Source organism: Nissabacter archeti, from assembly GCF_018257325.1.
Classification (GTDB): Bacteria; Pseudomonadota; Gammaproteobacteria; order Enterobacterales; family Enterobacteriaceae; genus Chimaeribacter; species Chimaeribacter arupi.
This window is the reverse complement of record NZ_JAERKB010000004.1, coordinates 59,654-78,396: the sequence shown is the minus strand read 5'-3', so window position 1 is coordinate 78,396 and position 18,743 is coordinate 59,654. Positions and strand designations below refer to the sequence as shown.

Genomic DNA, 18,743 nt, shown 5'->3' with positions numbered 1-18,743 from the left:
GTCACTTAAACACTTAACGGGCTGGATATTCTCAACTCGTTTTGCCGGTCACATAAAGAGCGCGCGGGTCAGACGCACGGCATAGTCCGAGTCGGGGTTAGTGGTGCTGTCACCAACCCTTTCCATGATCGCCTCGATCGCGAGGTCGCGGCGCTTCGGCAGGCGCGCCCGTTCGGTTGCGGCCAGGGCATCGGGCAGTTCATCGCGCGTCAGATCCGTACAGTAAACCGGCGCGCCGGGCTGCTGACGCCATGACTCGCTGAGCGGTCCCGAATAAACCGCGTCAAGCCCGGTCTCGTCGACCAGTTTCATCGCCACATCGCGTTCCCGCTCGCCGTCGGCCGCCACGGGAATGGCGATCCGCCCGGCGGTTCCGGCAGGGACGCCTTTCTGCGCGAAGGACGCGGAGGTAATGGCGTTCCATGCTTTGGCGATGGGGCGGCCAAGCTGCCCGGCAACCCACTCACTCTCGGTTTGTCCGGCTTCGATGTCAGCGATTTCGCCGTCACGTTTGGGATAGTAGTTAGATGTGTCGATGACAACGGTGTTGGCAGGCACGCTCGCGAACAGCGGGGCGATCTTCGTAATGGCGCTGAGCGGCGTCGACAGGATCACCACGTCGACATCCTTCATCGCTTCACTGGACGTGACGGCCTGAGCACCGTGGGCCAGGATGTCGCCTTCGATCGTGTCAGGGCCGCGCGAATTGGCGACCTTTACGTCATGGCCTGCCGCGCTGAGTTTCATCACCAGCGTTTTACCGATGTTGCCTGTGCCCAGTATGCCAATTTTCATGATGTCGTCCTCGTTGTGATTAATGACCGCCGCGTGATTGATGCGGTGGAGGTCGGGGCGGCAAAAACGATGCCGCTCCCGTGGAGTTTCAGTCGTGGAAAGTCACACTCGTGTCGACCGGCACGCGATCCATATGGATCCGGTTGCCGGGTGCCGCTTCGTCCGGGTAGCCGAAAGAGATGCCAAAGAGCAATTTCAACTCATCGGGAATGCCGAGGAATTCACGGATTGTCTGGGCAAAAAAACCAAGCGCGGTTTGGGGAATACCACCGAGACCGCGCGCCGCGAGCGACAGCAGGAAGGTCTGGCCATACATACCGATGTCACCTGCAACACGGACATTGTCACCAAATGAGGGCATAAACAGGAATGCGACCTGGGGAGCATTAAAGAACGAGTAGTTCATCGCGCCTACGCGACGCCGCCCCTCCTTGTCCTCGCGCATCACGTTCATGGCTTCGTAATAGGCCTTGCCCAGCGCATCGTTACGCTTCCGGTATTCGCCGTAGTAGTCGTTCTGGTCGAAAGAGAAGTCCGGCGTGAATTCTCCGGCGTCGTTTTTGGCATGCAGGATTTTGGATAGCTGCTTAAGCTTCTCGCCGCGGACAATGTGGGTATTCCAGGGCTGCGTGTTGCAGTTGGAGGGTGCGCACTGGGCATCCTCCAACACCTCACGGATAATGCTTAACGGCACGGGCTTGTCGAGAAAGCCACGGATAGAGCGACGCGTGCGGGCTGCCTCGCTGAATGCCAGTGTCTCATCTGATGATGTTTCGGTTCGGGGATGGACTGGAGTCATCGTCATAACGGCTTCCTTTGTCTGGGGGTTAGTGGTTATCACCCTTTCGCACAAACATCTCTTGCTTACAAGACTGTAGTGCACTAGATAAAATGGCGCAAAAAGGTTGTGTACGGTCTCTTTAATCCTGACGTGGCCTACTGAGATCGCGCAAGGTGTCGCGAAGCTCGATCAGTCCCGCTTCGTCCAGTTTACAGGCGCTCTTGATCTTCTGACTAATGCTCAGGATTTCTTCCCGGATGCTCTCGACGCGAGGGGTCAGATCGACCAGCACACGTCGTTCATCGTTTGGGTCACGGGTACGACTAACAAATCCCGCATTCTCAAGGCGTTTGACAAGAGGCGTGATAGTCCCCGTGTCCATGTCGAGACAGGCACCCAGCGTGCCCACAGATAAGGGCGAGTTGTTCAGCAGTTCGAGCATCACCAGGTACTGCGGGAACGTCAGGCCTAACGGCTCCAGGAAGGGCTTGTGCATCCTGGCCATACGGTTAGCCGCTCCATAGAGAGCAAAAGAGAGTTCCATACCAACGCTGCGGGATTGTGTCATCATTAATTCGCCTGATATCTTCTAGTGCACTAGATTAAACCAGCTTAAAATAATTTCAAGTACTGTCGTCGGCTGTGTAGGTAATAAAGCGTCACCGTGCCGCGTTTTATAAGCCTTGAACGCATTCTGGATGAGCTGGTAAAAGAAGCCAGGACTGTTCGGCAATTAACGTAACATGAAAGTTGCAACGCCCGCCTCTGGCACAGGGCTGCTGTTGCAGCCTTTACACGTCAGGCTTTTATCGACTCTGATATCTCCAGGGTATCAACTGCTTCAATGTCAAGGTAACGCACTGTAATACGGTAACAAGGTTGCGCCCTGGCAGACGCAACCGAGTCACTCAGGGCTTCCAGCGACGCAGAGACGTCTGATCTTCATACGGAAGCTTCGAGGGCAGAGAAATCAGTTCAATGACACTGCCCCATGGGGTGCGGCCATAGCAGAAAAAGTTATTTTCTCCGACCTCGGTCGGGAACATCAGGGGCTGAGGGGGCGTAAACATTTTCCCGCCGGCCCGTTCAAACAGGCTGACAGCCTCACTGATATCATCAACGTAAACGGCAAAATGCTGGATACCGTAATCGCTGGGCCGCACGGGCTGGCTTTGCTCCGGCCCCTTCATTTCAAAAAGCTCCAGCCCTGGACCGTGCTTGAGCTTCATCATTCTTACCGTGGTGATTTTCGTTCCCGGAAACAGGTTCAGAATGCTTTCTGTTTCTTCGCCTTTTACATCGTCATCAGAGGGGGCGACGGAGTCATAGATAACTTCCGCACCAAAAGCCGCAGTAAAAAAGCGGGTAGCTTCATCAATATCGGAAACGGTAATGCCGACGTGGTCCATACCGCGAATAATGTCGGTAGACATAGTTTTCTCCCTGTGGTTTTACAGATATGTGTGATTTTGAAAATCAGCCCTCCGGCGCGCCATTTCCGCAAGCGCGCTGACTTCCACGCCTTCCAGCGCCGGCAGGCCCAGATTGCGGGCCACCACGGCGTTAAAAGAACCCGCGCGAAGGCTGCCCAGCAGTGAGACAAATTTCAGAGGTTGTGCCTGTGACATGACTGCTCCCTGTGTTTTTAAAACGGATACGCCAACTCATGTCGGCGCGTTGTTTACGAACTCACTCAAGCCTGGTATAGAATTACACATCAATAAACACACCATGAGTCGCCAGAGAGTCAACTTTATGTCTACCGTGTTAACCGCCGAATCTCTGCGGGGAATTACAAATTTTGTCACGACGGCCAGGTCGAGCAGCTTTACTGAGGCCGCAGAGCAGTTGGGCATCACAAAATCTGCCGTTGGAAAAAGCGTGGCACGACTTGAGGAGAGGCTGGGAACGCGGCTGTTTCACCGATCAACCCGTAAGCTGAGCCTGACCAGTGACGGAGAGGCTTATCTGGCCAGCTGCCTTTCGGCGCTGGAGATTCTGGACTCGGCGGAAAATACGCTGAGCAGGCGTCAGGACAACCCGGCCGGAACGGTCCGGATAGATATGCCGGCCTCATTCGGGCGCAACCTGATGATGCCGGTGTTGCTTGAACTGATGACCCGTTATCCGGCTCTGCGCCTGGCGCTGACCTTTAACGATCGGCTGATTGACCCGGTAGAGGAAGGCGTCGACCTGGTACTTCGTCTGGGCGAACTGCAGAGCACCGATGAGCTGATTGCGCGTCGTCTTAGCCGACAGCGTCTCATGCTGTGCGCGTCTCCCGCTTATATTGAGCGGCACGGTCAGCCCTCTGATATTGATGCGCTGAAAAAACACTGCTGCATTATGGGTTACCGACGGGGGGCGCCTCTTGCCTGGCGTCTGCGGCCAGCCGGGGAGCGGGAGATAAAGTTTATCTCTGGCTCGGCGCATCAGATAAGCGACGGCGATGCCATGCTTCAGGCCTGTCTGGCGGGAGCCGGGATTGCTCAGTTTCCGGAATCGATGGTGAACGACCTTATTGATGATGGCAGGCTTGTTGCCGTTATGCCCGATCATATGCCCGTACCGGTCGAGCTGAACGTCGTCTGGCCCCGTACCAGGCACCTGATCCCCAAAGTCAGGTTTATTGTCGATGAGCTGCTCAGGAAGGCCGGCGAAGGATATTTCGGCGCTCTGAAGTAGAGTTTTTGTCACCACTCAGGCGATTTCAGGGTTATTTATCAACTTTCGGCAAACTTATATTCTGCACGTCTCAGTGCTGCCAATGGCTACCGCTCTGGTTTTTTAACGGTGTCATGCGCAGCTCAGACACAATTATTGTTAACTGACAGGATATTTGTTATGCCATTTGCTCTCTGGGCGCTGGCGATGGGTGCATTCGGTATAGGAACCACTGAATTCATCATTGCCGGCCTGCTTCCCGTTATTGCCGCTGACTTCAACGTCAGTATTCCCGTGGCCGGAAACCTGGCGACGGCTTACGCCCTGGGCGTTTTTGTCGGCGCGCCGGCCTTGATTATTCTGGGCTCAAAAGTACCCCGTAAAGCCATGCTGGTTTTCCTGATGCTGCTGTTTATGGCGGGTAACCTTGTAACAGCATTTGCGCCGACGCTGGGCGTTGCCATTCTGGGCCGGATCATCACGTCCATGACTCACGGGGCCTTCTTTGGTATCGGCTCGATTATTGCCGCAGATATGGTCGCGCCGTCTAAGCGCGTAAGGGCGATTGCCTCCATGTTTATGGGGCTGACGGTAGCGAACCTTATCGGGGTTCCCGTCGGCACGTGGATTGGACAGCATCTCTCATGGCGGGAAGCCTTTATGGCCATTGCCGTAATCGGCGCCATTACGGTTGTCAGCGTTGGCATGCTCATCCCGCATCAGCCCCGCCCGGAAAACCATAATTTTGCGCATGAGTTTAATGCCTTCCGGAACAGCAACGTACTGCTGGCGATGGGCATAACGGTCTTTGGACCGGGCGCATTTTTTACCTCAATTACCTATATCGCACCCATGATGACAGAGCTTGCCGGATATCACGAAAGCAGTCTGGTATGGCTGATGCTATTGTTCGGCCTGGGATTATTTGTTGGCAACCAGCTGGGGGGTAAATATGCCGATCGCGCGCTGATGCCGATGCTGTACATGACGCTGGCCGCTCAGGCCATGATTTTGGTAATTTTCAACTTTACTGCCCACAGTCAGGTTATGTCGGCGCTTTGTATTTTCCTGATGGCTGCTTTCGGGTTTGCTACCGTATCTCCCATCCAGAAACTGGTAATGGACAAAGCACGGGCAGCAGGTGCGCCGACGCTGGCAGCAGCCGTTAACATAGGTCTTTTCAATCTCGGCAATGCAGTCGGTGCATGGCTGGGTGGTGCGGTTATAGCCGCCGGCTTTGGTCTACAGTCGCCTAACTGGGCCGGAGCTGTACTTTCTGTTATAGCGCTGATTCTGGCAGTTTTATCCGGACTGACTGACAAAACAGGGCATGCAGCAGAAGCACTGCCAACCCGCAACGCTTAAGCGCAGTAACTCCGAGCCTAATCACAAAGCTGCTAAGCATTCTGCTTTTCACAATGATCACCGCTTCTGGCATAAAGCAGAGAAAAGGTGACTTTCTCTTTCTGCTATACGCGAAAAGCGGGCTTTTTGGTCAATAAACACAGCCTGTGCATAATGGGACAAAGCCAGCGTCAGGGGGCAGGAAAATGGCTTAGCATGAGTTTTCGTTTCATTGCGCGTCAGGCCCCTTGTCTATCGCGCCGGTATGCAGCGGCAACCGCGCCCAACCTGCCCGCTGGCGGGAGAGTTCTTCAGGCAAATGCTGTGAAACCGTTGCTTATGAGCGCACAGGAAAGATGCGACAGACAAGCCAGATAAAAAAACGGCTCCCATCAGGGAGCCGTTTTTATTCTCAGTACAGAAGCTTACGCGTAACGCTTACTTGTCCAGCGCGTAGGCAATCACGTAGTCACCGCGATCCGGGGGCTGGCGTGCGCCGCCGGCGGAGATCAGGATGTACTGTTTGCCGGTGGTCGGGGCGGGTGGCAGATTGGCAGTGCACTTGCCCGGCAGCCTGAAAAAGCCCGGCAGGCTTCTGGTTAAGCAGTAGGGCGCTCATCCCATGCATCATGCGCTGACAGATTGCCGTCTTTGTACAGAACGGTGACCTTCTCGTAATTCAGTGCAACCTCTTCCATGTGGCCTGTACCCTCACAGCTCCGCGTATCGTACATAACCGGGCCGACCAAAATGACTTTTACGTTTTCCAGGACGATCCGGTAATACTCCACTTCCTGTCCGGCATCGTTGATATGGTAGAACCTGAACTCAGCAGATTTCAGCGTCTGCCCTGTTGCCGACGCTTTAAAGAGATATGGCGATGCGCTATCAAGCTCTTTAGTAAAGTGGAACGGAGAGTGCTGACGCGTGCTGGTCACCTTTCCTGTCATGGGATCGGTAGGGAGGCTTAAGCTGTGGTGCAAGGCCCGAACCTCCATGCTTCCTTCCCGACCTTGCACATCGGAAGAACCACGGATCAGCGCGCCGCCATCATCGGTCAAAAATAAGTGAACAGGTATAGCCATTTAAATGCTCCTTGCTTGTGTTTAGTCGTATAACCAGCGCCCCGCTTTTGCTGATTCGATCAACATACCGATAGTGAAATCAGGGACATCTATTATTTGTTTCTTTAATGGATTCCATGAAAGCGGCACATCAGGGTAGTAATGTTCAAGTTTGAAGTTTCCTCGCTCCGTATTGAATACTTTAAAAAACTCATCCATTAGCTCTTCGGCGTCGTCAACATCAAGCTGTACATCAAAGTGAATATTGGATTCGGCTGTATAGGTGTCGTACTTCTTTTTCCTGAACATGTATACGCCGCTATAACGGGTGACTAACGCGATCACACGTTGTTCGATGTCACCAAAAACTTCCTCTACCATAACTTATCCGTATCCCGTGCTATGGCGTTGTAGTCATGTACAGAGCGGTAGGTGATCTGTGATACATCAGCAACAAGAATAACTTCGCCAATGAGGGGAATAGTTCGGCCAATAAACGTGCTTACTTTACGCACCATCTTTAGTTTAACCGTCCACGGGGTGTAACCACCGACCCATGTTGGCATTTTGATACCAAAGGGAAACATTGTATTTTTAAGTACCCCCCTGACAGTTTTAGAAACTCGGGATGTGCCGGGGATGGCGTCTATTGGTTTAGCTCGCGTACTTTGGTTATTAACACCACTGTAGAGAGCAGCTACTGCCGCAATGTCTTTTATCCCGAAATGATCCGCTGTATTCATCACAAATACCATGAAGAATAATTCACTGGCAGTAAGATTCGAGTGTCCCGCATAGAAGTATGTCCCGTTAAGCTCTTCCACCGTATCCATCGACCTGCTACTCCTTTAGAGGTGCATTTTTCCCGCATAATAACTATGTGTATTGAGTTTGGGCAATAAAAACAGCCTGTGCATAATGGGACAATGCCAGCGTCAGGCCCCTGGTTTAAGAAGCAGTAACCATAAAAAAACGGCCCCTTTTCAGGAGCCGTTTTCATTAACGGTATAACCGGTTAAGCGTAACGCTTACTTGTCCAGCGCGTAGGCAATCACGTAGTCACCGCGATCCGGGGACTGGCGTGCGCCGCCGGCGGAGATCAGGATGTACTGTTTGCCGGTGGTCGGGGAGACATAGCTCATCGGGCCGCCCTGGCTGCCGACCGGCAGGCGTGCTTTCCACACCTCTTTACCGGTAGAGGAGTCAAACGCGCGCAGGTAGTAGTCCTGCGTACCGGCGATGAACACCAGGCCGCCCTGGGTGGCGAGTGTGCCGCCCAGCGTCGGCATACCGACCGGCATCTGCACACGCATTTTCACGCCGAACGGGCCGGTGTCCTGCACGGTACCGACCGGCACCTGCCAGACGATTTTCTGGGTTTTCAGGTCAATGGCGGACAGCGTACCAAATGGCGGTTTCTGGCACGGGATGCCCAGTGGGGACATAAAGCGGTTTTTATTGACCGCATACGGAGTGCCTTTCAGCGGCACCGCGCCCATACCGGTATTGATCGCCTCACCGCCGTTGCTGCCGCGGTCGATCTTACTGGTGTCAGCCGGAATCATCTGCACCCACAGGCCAAGACGCATGTCATTGACGAAGATGTAGTGATTGTTCGGGTCGGTCGAGAGGCTGCCCCAGTTCATGCCGCCCAGGGAACCTGGGAAGCTGAGCGCTTTGTCCGTGCCCGGCACGGTGAACAGGCCGTCATAACGCATCGATTTGAAACCAATGCGGCAGGCGAGCTGGTCAAACGGCGTCGCGCCCCACATGTCGGACTCTTTCAGGGTTTCCGCGCCAATCTGCGGCATCCCGGTGGAGAACGGCTGGGTATCGGAATACTGCTCGTCTTTGATGTTGCTTTTCTTAACCGGCTTCTCTTCCACTTTGGTCAGCGGCTGGCCGGTCATACGGTCCAGCACAAAGATCTGGCCCGCTTTGGTGCCGAACACCACGGCCGGTTTGCTGCTGCCGTCTTTTTCCGGGAAGTTGATCAGGCTCGGCTGCATCGGTACGTCAAAGTCCCACAGATCGTTGTGCACGGTCTGGTAAACCCACTTCTCTTTACCGGTGGTGGCGTCCAGCGCCAGGATTGAGGTCGCGTATTTGTGGTCCAGCGGGGTGCGGTTGCCGCCCCACAGGTCAACCGAGGAGCTGCCCATCGGGATAAATACGGTATTCATCGCCGGATCGTAAGACATCGGCGCCCAGGAGTTCGGGGTGCTGCGGGCGTAAGTCTGGCCCGGTTGCAGCTTCATGTTCGGGTCCTGGTTGCCTGGGTCAAACGCCCAGCGCATTTCACCGGTGATCACGTCAAAGCCACGCAATACGCCGCCCGGCATGTCGGTCTGCACGTTATCCGCGATACGGCCGCCTACCACCACGGTTGTCCCGGCCAGGGTCGGGGCAGAGGTCAGCTGGTATTTCGGATCCTGCGCGTCGCCAAGGCCCGCTTTCAGGTCAACCACGCCGTTGGTGCCGAAGTTCTGGCAGAGCTGGCCGTTGTCAGCGTTGATCTCAATCAGGCGCGCGTCGATGGTGTTCATGATCAGGCGACGCTGGCAGGTGTCACCGGCGGCCAGCGCCGGGGCCGGTACCGGGGTTGAACCCGGCGCGGACGGCTGGGTCAGCGGTTTGGTGGCGTCAAAGTAGGCCAGGCCGCGGCAGCGGTTCCAGACTTCCGCCTGCGCGTTCACTTCGTGACGCCAGATCTCTTTGCCGTTGTCGGCATTCACGGCAATCACGTTGTTATGCGGCGTACACAGGAAGATGCGGTCACCCACCTGCAGCGGGGTCTGCTGATCTTCCGCGCCGTTACCGGTCGGGCTGTCAGGGATGTCGCCGGTGCGGAACGTCCAGGCGACTTTCAGATCTTTCACGTTGTCACGGGTGATCTGGTCAAGCGCCACGAAGCGGCTGCCTTCCGGCGTATTGCCGTAGTTTGCCCAGTCTTTCTGCGCGTGCGCCTTATCAACCGGCACCAATGGAAGCGGTTTACCTTCAAACGCAACAGTCGGGTGCGGCTGGAACATTTGCACCAGCGTCGCCACCATGCCGACGGCCAGCACCACGGCCAGGCCATAGGAGGCCCCGGCCAGCGGCGCTTTGCCTTCCCGCTTACGCAGGGCAGGCCAGGTGGCGAAGGCCACCAGCATGACCCCAGCCGGCACCATCAGGCGGGAAACCAGCGGCCAGAAGTCGATCCCGACTTCGCTCACGGCCCAAATCACTGTGCCGATAAAGAACAGCAGCAACAGCGCCACCGCCGACGATTTACGGCGGAAGAACTGGATGGCAGACAGCACCACCACAATACCCGCAATCAGGAAGTACCAGCTCCCGCCGAGTGAAACCAGTTGGCCTCCCCCAATTGCGAAGAACAGGCCGATGGCAAGCAGCACCAGCCCAAACAGTACAGACCATATGCCCAGCGCGCGGGAGGCGCGGGCGTTTGTTTCAGCCATAACACAAACTCCTGGAGAAATAGTGTGCCAGTGACAAGAGGGGGTGCTCAGGGAAACCCGCGTTGGCATAACGGCAGGCAGGCCGGGCAAAAACACTCTTTATCAATCGGGCTATTTCTGGATAGAAAAACGGAACTGACTCCGTAACAGACCCATTACAGTTCGCCATAGGGTTAATAAATAGCCTGTGAACCATAAAGCGCGCGTAGTGTACCATCTGGTACATAGGGAGTGAATAACCCATAACAATGAGACTACTAGCTAATAGCATTTTTGCTACAAAAAGGCGGGAATATGATAAGCCGCCTGTCACAATGAAGTCTGGGTTTTCATTTTTTATCGTGCAATGAGATCCGGTTCTATCCCGTTCTTGCAGGGCTTACAGCGAATTTAATCACGAGAACGCGGCTTTTTCATCCTCACACGTCTGCCATTTTTCTTTTTATTAATATTAACAATTAATTAATAACTGCACTGACGCATTTCTCAGCAAAACAACAGGATAACGTTCCGAATGATACGCAATAGACCTCTGTCTGGCGTCAATCCGGTTTTTGCGGTTTCTGCGTGAAATGTGATTCAGCAATAATTTCAGCATGTAATTATTGTGTGTGAATCGATAAGAGTGTGAGTAAAACATCTTCAAAACGTAACAAAAATTAAACATGCGCTGACTATATTGGCTGCTTTCTTAACGAGGGAGCGCTATGCGTAACTGGAACGAACCGAAAAAGAATAAGGCGCACATCGAGTTAATCCCGATGATCGACGTCATGATGTTTCTGCTGGTGTTCTTTGTGCTGATTAGCCTGAATGTCATTCCGTCACAGGGGTTAAAAACCCAGTTACCGGGGGCCGCCACCGCACAGCAACTGAAGCCGCAAAAACGCGCCATTGTCACGCTCGGCAATAACGATCAGCTCCAGCTTGATGGCCAGCCGGTCGCGCTGGACGCACTGGTCACCACGCTGAAACAGCAGCAACCCGCCGGCCAGACCACCACCATCATCCTCAACAGCGACAAAGGCGTGGCGGTGGAGCGGCTGGTGGCGGTGATGGACAACCTGCGCAAAGGCGGCTTTACCGCTGTCTCCCTCGCGACGCGGAAGCTGTGACATGTATCTCCTCTACCGTTCACGACACCTGATCAGCTGGCTGCCGGTACTGGCAGTGGCGGGCTGGGCGCTGGTGGTCAGCCAGCAGCCGCCGCTGAAGATCCAGCCCCGATACGATGAATCCACGATGGAGCTGGCGCTGGTGGAGCCGCCCGCGCCGGAACCCGAACCCCAGCCGGAACCCGAACCGCAGCCCGAGCCGCAACCCGAACCTGAGCCGCTGCCGTTACCGGAACCCTTGCCGCCGCCGGTGCCAGTTATCGAAACACCGGCTCCGGTGGTGCCGCCACCGCCGAAACCCAAGCCGGTGCCAAAACCAAAAGAAAAGCGCCCGGAGCCGAAGCCGGTAAAAACCAAACCGGCCGAGAAACCGCGTGCCTTTGTGGCACCGAAAGCCGTCACCGCACCCGCCGCCCCGGCAAAACCCGCTGCGTCCGCGCCGGCGACAGCCAGACCGGCGACTAATGCACCGGCGCTGGAAGGCGCCTGGCAACAGGCACTGCGCCGCGATCTGGATGCGCGCAAGCGTTACCCGACCGGGCGACAGGCGTCACTGGAGCGCCCGGAAGGCAACGTGGAGGTCTGGCTGGAGGTTGATCGCAGTGGCCGCGTGCTGGCCTCCGGCATCAGCACCAAAGCCCGCAGCATGTTACTGAACCGCGCCGCGCTGAGCAGTTTGCAAGGGATAAGCCAGGTGAAGCCGTTCCCGCCCGAGGCGTTCGCCGGGCAGAGCAGCCGCCGCTTTACCGCCACCTTTACTTACCGGGCACCCTGACGCCCGGAACACCATAACGATGCACAGGAACACGCTATGAAAACCTTTAAACGCTCTGGGATCTGTCTGGCGGTGATTTCCGCGCTGTTGCCTTATGCAACACACGCGGCAGAAAGCACCGATGTGGGGAACATCACGGTCGAAGGCCAGTCATTGGGCGGCGGCATGATGGTGCAGGAGGAGACGCCGAAAGCGCGATCCACCGTCACCAAAGAGGCGATGGATAAACAGCCCGGCGCGGGCAACGCCATCGACAAACTGAAATTCACCCCCGGCCTGAACGTCAACAGCACCGACTCCACCGGGCTGAGCGGCTTTGACTACACCATGCGCGGGCTGAAATCCGATCAGATCGGCATGTCCATCGACGGCATCCCGATGAACGACTCCGGCAACTACGAGGTGTACGCCAACCAGGTAGGCGACGAGGAGAACATCGAGCAGATCTTTGTCACCCAAGGCTCGTCCGAGGCGGACGGCCCGCACATCGGCTCCAGCGGCGGCAACATCGGCATGGTGACGCACCGCCCGTCGAAAGAGTTCGGCGGTTTCGTCAAGCAGATCCTCGGCAGCAATAACCTCAGCAAAACCTTTGCGCGGCTCGAGACCGGCGAGGTCAACGGCTTCAGCAACTGGATCTCCTACTCCCACACCGAGGCGAAAAAGTGGCGCGGCGAGGGGCGGCTCTACTCCAACAAATTCGAGATGAGCTCGCTTTTTGAGGCGGAGAACGGCAACAGCAGCAACCTGATCGTGAAATATAACCGGCAGGAAAATAACAACTACAACACCCTGAGCAAGGCGCAGTTTGAGCAGGGCGGGCGTGACCAGGATTACCCGACCACCCCGCAGTACAATAGCCGCGGCCAGCTCACCAGCTACTACAAACTCAACCGCAACCCGTTTGAGACGCTGAACCTGAGCTTTACCCAGAAACTGCAACTGCGTGATGACCTGACGCTCACCGTGCAGCCTTACTATTACTGGGGTAATGGCGGCAGCTTTACCGGGCAGTCGGCCAACTCACTCTCTTCCACCTCAGATCGCTTCGGGCAGTATGACCTCAGCAACCTGAGTTCCGACACCTATTACCGCCCGTCGTGGACGGAGACGTGGCGGCCGGGTGTGACCACCAAACTGAAGTGGGACATCAACGAGCAGCACAGCATGGATGTCGGCTACTGGTATGAGCGCACGCGCCAGTCGCAGACCCAGCCGTTCATCGCCATCAAAGGCGACGGCAACCCGGCGGACGTCTGGGGCGAGTCCGGCGGCAGCGGGCAGGTCAGGGATGCCGACGGCAATGTGGTGCAGGGGCGTGACCAGTACACCGTGACCCCGGCGCAAAAAGTCTGGGTGCAGGACACCTGGTACGTCACGCCGGACTGGACGCTGATCGGCGGGCTGGCGTACCAGCACGTTTCACGCGAGGGCAAAAACCGCGGCAGCCTGAACAGCGCGCCGGAGAACCGCAGCACCAGCTACCATGAGTTCCTGCCGAACTTCAGCGCCAGCTACCGCGTGAACCCGGAAAACCAGGTGTTCTATAACCTGTCGCGCAACATGCGTACCCCGCCGAACTACGTGCTGTATAACGTCGGCGACTCGGTGAACACCAAGCCGGAGCTGAGCTGGAACCATGAGCTGGGCTGGCGTTTCCAGCGTGAGGATATGCTGGTGGCCGCCACCCTGTTCTACCTGCGCTATACCGACCGCCAGATTTCCACCACCAACCCGGATGGCGACTATGAGTTCCTGAACGTCGGCAAAGTGGAGAACAGCGGGCTGGAGCTGGAGTGGAGCGGCCAGTTACCGCACCACTTCAACTACTACACCTCTTATACCTACACCAATTCTGAACAACAGGATGACGTGACCAACCGCGGCGGCCTGTTGCCGACCAGCGGCAAGCAGATCCCGAACGCGCCGAAAAACCTGTTCAACATGACGCTGGGCTATGACGACAGCCGCTACTACGGCAGCGTCAGCGGCAAGTATGTCGGCTCCTTCTATGGCGACATGACCAATGATGAGGAGATCGGCGGCCGCACGGTGTTTGATTTAGCGGCGGGCGTCTACCTGCCGGTGGATAAAGTGATGGTGAAAAGCGCCGTGCTGCGCTTCGGCATCAACAACCTGTTTGACAAAGAGTACCTGACCTCGGCGCGGACCACGGTGTTTAACGCCGCTGCCTATAATGGTGTGAGTGCCGCCACACCGTATTACAACGTTGGCGAGGAGCGCACCTTCAGCGTCTCGCTGGAAGCCACCTTCTGATTAAGAGCCAAACCATGAACGCCACTCTGTTACACGACATTATTTTTTACGTGATGTACGCCGCGCTGGCGGTGTCGCTGGTGATTATTATCGAACGTGCGATCAGCTTCGCCTGGACGCAGAAACAGGCCGCCCGGCTGGCGCAGATCCTGACGCCGGACGTCGAGAACGCCGCCGCGCTGCCGGATGAACTGACCCGCCGCAACAGCCTGCCGCTGCGGGTGATCCAGCCGGTGCTGGCGCAGAAAAACCGCACTACGCCGGACGCGATGGGGGATTTGATCGACACGCAATACCTGATGAGCAAACCGCACCTGACGCGCGGCATCTGGCTGCTGGAGACGGTGGTCACCGCCGCGCCGCTGCTGGGGCTGCTCGGCACGGTGATGGGGATCATCGACACCTTCAAGGCGCTTTCGGCGTCCGGCATCTCGGATGCCAGCCAGGTCTCCGCCGGGATGGGCACCGCGCTGTACGCCACCGGCCTCGGCATCGCCATTGCGCTGATTTGCCTGGTCGGCAACAACTACCTGCAAAGCCGCATGGAGCGCATCAGCGAGCTGCTGAAAGTGCTGCTGATCCGTGCCGGCAGCCACACGGCGGTAGAGCAGGCGGAGACGCCCTGGGTGAAGGGCGGGGCGCAGCGTTATGCCTGACGGCCGAATTTTCAGGTGGCTGCGACGCCACCTGCATCGCCTGATCTACGGCAGTTGCCTGTTGACGCTGGCGCACCCGGCGGCGGCCGGTTTCGGGATCTCCGGCTATGAGCTGGTCTACAACGCCCCGGCGGAGACGCCGCTCCAGGCGGATGACCTGCGCACCGGCGACGCGGTGTGGCGCGAGATGTTTGCCGCGGCGCGTGAGCGCATCGACATCGCCCAGTTTTACGTGGCGGGCCAGCCCGGCTCCCGGCTGGAGACGGTATTGGCTGCCCTGCGTGAGGCGGCGGGGCGCGGGGTGAAAATCCGCGTCCTGCTGGAGGACAAAGGGCTGCGCATCAGCACGCCGGAGACGCTGGCACAGCTTCAGGCGATCCCGGGCATGGAACTGCGGATCATCCCGTTCGGCAAACTCTCCGGCGGCATTATCCACGCCAAATACCTGGTGGTGGACGGCAACACGGCGTTTGTCGGCAGCCAGAATTTTGACTGGCGCGCGCTGGAGCATATCCAGGAAACCGGGTTGCGCATCACGGACGCGCCGGTGGTGGCGCAGATCGCGGCAGTGTTTGAGCAGGACTGGCAGGCACAGCCGCGGCTGGTGACCGGCCAGCCGGTGCCGAAGGTGGCGCAACAGACACCGGCGGGGGATCTATTCCACGGCAACTATCTGGTGGCCAGCCCGCGGGATTGGAACCCGCCGGGCGTGCGCGATGCACAGGCGGTGCTGCCGCGCCTGCTGGATTCCGCCACGCAACGCATCCGCGTGCAGGTGATGGAGTATGCGCCGCTCTCTTACGGGCCGGGCAAAACGCGCCCTTTCTACCCGGTGATCGACAACGCCTTGCGCCGCGCCGCAGCGCGCGGGGTGAAGGTTGAGCTGATGGTCGCAGACTGGAACACCGGTATGCCCGCGATTGCCTGGCTGAAAAGCCTGGCGCTGGTGCCGAATGTACAGATCAAAATCGTGACCATTCCCCCGGCATCGGGCGGCTTTATCCCGTATGCGCGGGTGGTGCACAGTAAAATCATGACCATTGACGGTCGGCTCGGCTGGGTCGGCACCAGTAACTGGAGCGGCGGTTATTTTGACAACTCCCGCAATCTGGAACTGGTGATGAATAATGAGGCAATGGCTGCGCGGCTGGATGGACTTTACCAGCAACTCTGGGAAAGTGCGTTTGCTGCGCCGCTGCGTATTGAATATGACTACCCGACGCCGAAACCGGGCGGTGAAAAGGGGCCGTGAAGGAGAAGGCGGCAAGATAATGTCTGCCCCGGATCGGCAGGCAGCCAATCCGGGGCATCAAAAACGGGGCGCGATAATAAAGTAATTATATGGAAATAATTTCGTCATAAGAAAAATGTATAAAGAAGCGGGCGGCATCGCTGCCTGGCCGGTGCAGCTATTCCCAGGCTAAAAGGCGATGCCCTTTCCTGATTTGATTTATTTCCGGGTTTGATAAAACGCTTTTCCCGCAGCTACTTTTTTGATAATTAATGGTTTTACTCAGCCGCATGTTTGTCAGTGGGTATCAACGGCGTAAATTCCCGGCAGCATACGCATCAGGCCATTGACAAAGCCGGCGGGGGATTTTAGTTTTTACAGGTATTTTCATCTCAATATTCTCTTTTATTGCAGTTATCCTTAACGTTTTATTTCTGGGCTGTGGTTATCAACGGAATGTAAATAGCCTGAGTATTCATCGTGCGGTATATCGGCATGACGCCGGTTTCCCCTGCGGTGCGTTATTCATAATGTCAGGAGAGATAATGCTAAACGATCTTGCCCGCCTTGCTGAACGCAGTGTGATGGATATGCATGACACTATTCAGCAGATATACAGCTTACCCACCGAGGATGCCCAGGCCAGGGTGTTGGATCTGATGTCGCAATTCCAGCCGGATTTCCGGATGCTGACGCCGCAGGGAACCTGGCTCAGTTATGGTCAGGTTAAACGGCTTTTCAAAAGCCAGGCGGGCATCCAACCGGCGCTGCGTATTGAAGTCAGCCAATGTGAAACCCTGGCGATTGAAGGCTCGCTGGTCGCCGTGCGTTACCGTAAAACGCACTCTGTGCCAGGGGAAACCTTCCAGCGCGTCTCTGTGGCGATGATTGATGTCTCGACCCGCCCGGCGCGCTGGCGCTACCTGCAAGAGCGCAGCCTCAGCGCCTGACCATGCCCCGGCCCTGCCAATGGCCCGCCTGCCGTTCTGACGCCACAAAAAAGCCCCTCACAAGGAGGGGCTGGTTTTTTCAGCGGGCAACTCAGGTTGCCGGGGTTTGTGAAGGCGGTGGGGTGTCGTCGGAGAAGTGCTTCTTGAAGTGCTTCTCCAGTTGCTCCAGCGTTTTGCCCTGCGTCTCCGGGGCGAACAGCACCACGAAGATCCCGCCGGCGACGCCGATGGCGGCAAACACAAAGAAGCTCATCGACAGGCCAATCGCCTGCAACAGCATTGGGAACGACAGCGTAATGGTGAAGTTGGTCATCTGCATCGCAAAGACAGAAATCCCATTCGCGCGGCCACGGATGCGCTGCGGGAACATCTCAGACAGCAGCAGCCAGGTCACCGGTGACAGCGCCGCCTGCTGGAAGCAGAGGAACAGCAGCATACCGGCCAGGATCATGTAACTGCGTACCATGTTCGGCTCGCCGTTAAGGGTTTCCGGCATAAAGTAGCTCAGCGCACCGATGAACAGCAGCATGGACGTACACCCCATCTGGCCAATCATCAGCAGCGGACGGCGGCCGATTTTGCTCAGCATCATAATCCCGACGAAGGTCATGATCACCGAGATGGCCCCGTTACCAATGGTGGCAAACAGCGCGGCATTGGTGCCCATCCCGGTCGACTGCAACATGGTCGGCGCATAGAACATGATGGTGTTGACGCCGGAAAGTTGTTGCAACATCGCCACCCCGATCCCCAACAGCACCAGCCGTTTCATCCAGGTGGAAATGGTTTTTTTGCGGCGGGAATGGCGCTCATCTTTCTGGGTGGCGGCTTTGCGGATCTCCGCCATCTCACGCTCGACAAAGCGGGAATGACGGGTACGCTCCAGCACGTCACGCGCTTCGCTGAAGCGGCCATGCATCGCATACCAGCGCGGTGTATCCGGCAGGAACAGCATCCCGACCCACATCACCACCGCCGGCACACACGCGATACCGAGCATCCAGCGCCAGGTGGCCTCACCGCCCCAGACTTCGTTGATCGCGGCATTACTGGTGTACGCCAGCAACTGGCCGGAAACCAGCATCAGCTCCTGAAGCGTCACGAACTGCCAGCGGCGGTTCGCTGGGACAATCTCCGCGATATAGACCGGCACAATCGCCGCGGCGGCACCGACGGCCAGGCCGAGGATAAAGCGGCACAGGATCATGATGTAGGCCGTGGGCGCGGTGGCGCAACCCAATGAACCGGCCATAAAGATCAGCGCCATGACCAGGATGACTTTTTTGCGCCCGAAGCGGTCAGCAACACGCCCCGCCACAATGGCCCCAAATGCTGACCCCAGGATCAGGGAACTGGTTACCAGCCCGGTGGTCAGTGGGGTCAGATGCAGGTCATGTTTCATAAACAACAAGGCACCGGCGATAACCCCGGTGTCGTAGCCAAACAGCAGGCCCCCCAATGTCGCGATAACCGCGATGACTTTTACCAGCGGTTCTACCGGCGTTTTGGCGGTCATCTTCGCGCCCGCTTGCTCATTAATCGTACTGTTCGTCACACACACTCTCCCTATAATTATTGTCGTGATGACATCCGGTGACGTTCACGCGTCACTCTTCAATTGGTGCAA

At 56.9% G+C, this 18,743-nt stretch carries 18 protein-coding genes; 8 read left to right on the top strand and 10 right to left on the bottom strand.

Going from position 1 to position 18,743, the window contains the following annotated elements; all coding sequences use genetic code 11:
* Positions 1 to 48: 48 nt before the first annotated feature.
* The 5 genes from JK232_RS06455 to JK232_RS06435 form a co-directional block, all read right to left on the bottom strand.
* Positions 49 to 795, bottom strand: a complete 747-nt coding sequence (locus JK232_RS06455; protein ID WP_072928277.1) for an NADPH-dependent F420 reductase — start codon at positions 793 to 795, stop codon at positions 49 to 51.
* Between the two features lie 88 nt (positions 796 to 883).
* A complete protein-coding gene (locus JK232_RS06450) occupies positions 884 to 1,600 on the bottom strand; it encodes a nitroreductase (protein WP_101828033.1) in 717 nt (238 codons plus the stop codon).
* 115 nt (positions 1,601 to 1,715) lie between these two features.
* A complete protein-coding gene (locus JK232_RS06445) occupies positions 1,716 to 2,147 on the bottom strand; it encodes a MarR family winged helix-turn-helix transcriptional regulator (RefSeq protein WP_246538378.1) in 432 nt (143 codons plus the stop codon).
* A 337-nt stretch (positions 2,148 to 2,484) separates the two neighbouring features.
* A complete protein-coding gene (locus JK232_RS06440) occupies positions 2,485 to 3,009 on the bottom strand; it encodes a VOC family protein (protein WP_212588955.1) in 525 nt (174 codons plus the stop codon).
* 18 nt (positions 3,010 to 3,027) lie between these two features.
* The gene (locus JK232_RS06435; protein WP_165698487.1) at positions 3,028 to 3,204 is read right to left on the bottom strand and encodes a hypothetical protein; all 177 of its coding nucleotides are present in this window, start codon (positions 3,202 to 3,204) and stop codon (positions 3,028 to 3,030) included.
* A gap of 127 nt (positions 3,205 to 3,331) precedes the next feature.
* Here JK232_RS06435 and JK232_RS06430 point away from each other — a divergent pair, with 127 nt between their 5' ends.
* Together JK232_RS06430 and JK232_RS06425 are read left to right on the top strand one after the other, a co-directional pair.
* The gene (locus JK232_RS06430; RefSeq protein ID WP_212588954.1) at positions 3,332 to 4,261 is read left to right on the top strand and encodes a LysR family transcriptional regulator; all 930 of its coding nucleotides are present in this window, start codon (positions 3,332 to 3,334) and stop codon (positions 4,259 to 4,261) included.
* A 159-nt stretch (positions 4,262 to 4,420) separates the two neighbouring features.
* On the top strand, positions 4,421 to 5,605 hold the full coding sequence (locus JK232_RS06425) for an MFS transporter (RefSeq protein WP_212588953.1): 1,185 nt from the start codon (positions 4,421 to 4,423) through the stop codon (positions 5,603 to 5,605).
* A gap of 578 nt (positions 5,606 to 6,183) precedes the next feature.
* Here the strand turns inward: JK232_RS06425 and JK232_RS06420 are convergent.
* The 4 genes from JK232_RS06420 to JK232_RS06405 form a co-directional block, all read right to left on the bottom strand.
* Positions 6,184 to 6,669 (bottom strand): Hcp family type VI secretion system effector, encoded by a 486-nt coding sequence (locus JK232_RS06420; RefSeq protein ID WP_101854635.1) that lies wholly within the window; start codon positions 6,667 to 6,669, stop codon positions 6,184 to 6,186.
* A gap of 21 nt (positions 6,670 to 6,690) precedes the next feature.
* Positions 6,691 to 7,029, bottom strand: a complete 339-nt coding sequence (locus JK232_RS06415) for a DUF1493 family protein (RefSeq protein ID WP_212588952.1) — start codon at positions 7,027 to 7,029, stop codon at positions 6,691 to 6,693.
* Positions 7,023 to 7,481, bottom strand: a complete 459-nt coding sequence (locus tag JK232_RS06410) for an STM2901 family protein (RefSeq protein WP_212588951.1) — start codon at positions 7,479 to 7,481, stop codon at positions 7,023 to 7,025. Before JK232_RS06410 ends, JK232_RS06415 begins: the two co-directional genes overlap by 7 nt.
* A 195-nt stretch (positions 7,482 to 7,676) precedes the next feature.
* A complete protein-coding gene (locus JK232_RS06405) occupies positions 7,677 to 10,112 on the bottom strand; it encodes a glucose/quinate/shikimate family membrane-bound PQQ-dependent dehydrogenase (protein ID WP_101854638.1) in 2,436 nt (811 codons plus the stop codon).
* A gap of 707 nt (positions 10,113 to 10,819) precedes the next feature.
* On the opposite strand from JK232_RS06405, the gene JK232_RS06400 reads away from it, so the two are divergent.
* From JK232_RS06400 to JK232_RS06375, 6 genes are all read left to right on the top strand, one after another.
* Complete coding sequence (locus tag JK232_RS06400; protein WP_072928287.1) at positions 10,820 to 11,227, top strand: ExbD/TolR family protein; 408 nt, start codon at positions 10,820 to 10,822, stop codon at positions 11,225 to 11,227.
* A 1-nt stretch (position 11,228) separates the two neighbouring features.
* Positions 11,229 to 12,002, top strand: coding sequence for an energy transducer TonB family protein (locus JK232_RS06395; RefSeq protein WP_072928288.1), 774 nt, complete (start codon positions 11,229 to 11,231; stop codon positions 12,000 to 12,002).
* 36 nt (positions 12,003 to 12,038) lie between these two features.
* Positions 12,039 to 14,279, top strand: a complete 2,241-nt coding sequence (locus JK232_RS06390) for a TonB-dependent receptor family protein (protein WP_212588950.1) — start codon at positions 12,039 to 12,041, stop codon at positions 14,277 to 14,279.
* 14 nt (positions 14,280 to 14,293) lie between these two features.
* Positions 14,294 to 14,935 (top strand): MotA/TolQ/ExbB proton channel family protein, encoded by a 642-nt coding sequence (locus JK232_RS06385; RefSeq protein WP_072928290.1) that lies wholly within the window; start codon positions 14,294 to 14,296, stop codon positions 14,933 to 14,935.
* Positions 14,928 to 16,187 carry a phospholipase D-like domain-containing protein gene (locus tag JK232_RS06380; protein WP_212588949.1) on the top strand — a complete coding sequence of 420 codons (1,260 nt, stop codon included), beginning with the start codon at positions 14,928 to 14,930 and terminating at the stop codon, positions 16,185 to 16,187. Before JK232_RS06385 ends, JK232_RS06380 begins: the two co-directional genes overlap by 8 nt.
* 524 nt (positions 16,188 to 16,711) lie before the next feature.
* Positions 16,712 to 17,116, top strand: a complete 405-nt coding sequence (locus JK232_RS06375) for a hypothetical protein (RefSeq protein ID WP_072928292.1) — start codon at positions 16,712 to 16,714, stop codon at positions 17,114 to 17,116.
* 91 nt (positions 17,117 to 17,207) lie between these two features.
* Here the strand turns inward: JK232_RS06375 and JK232_RS06370 are convergent, their stop codons facing one another.
* Positions 17,208 to 18,632, bottom strand: a complete 1,425-nt coding sequence (locus JK232_RS06370; protein WP_072928293.1) for a sugar porter family MFS transporter — start codon at positions 18,630 to 18,632, stop codon at positions 17,208 to 17,210.
* Positions 18,633 to 18,743 lie beyond the last annotated feature (111 nt).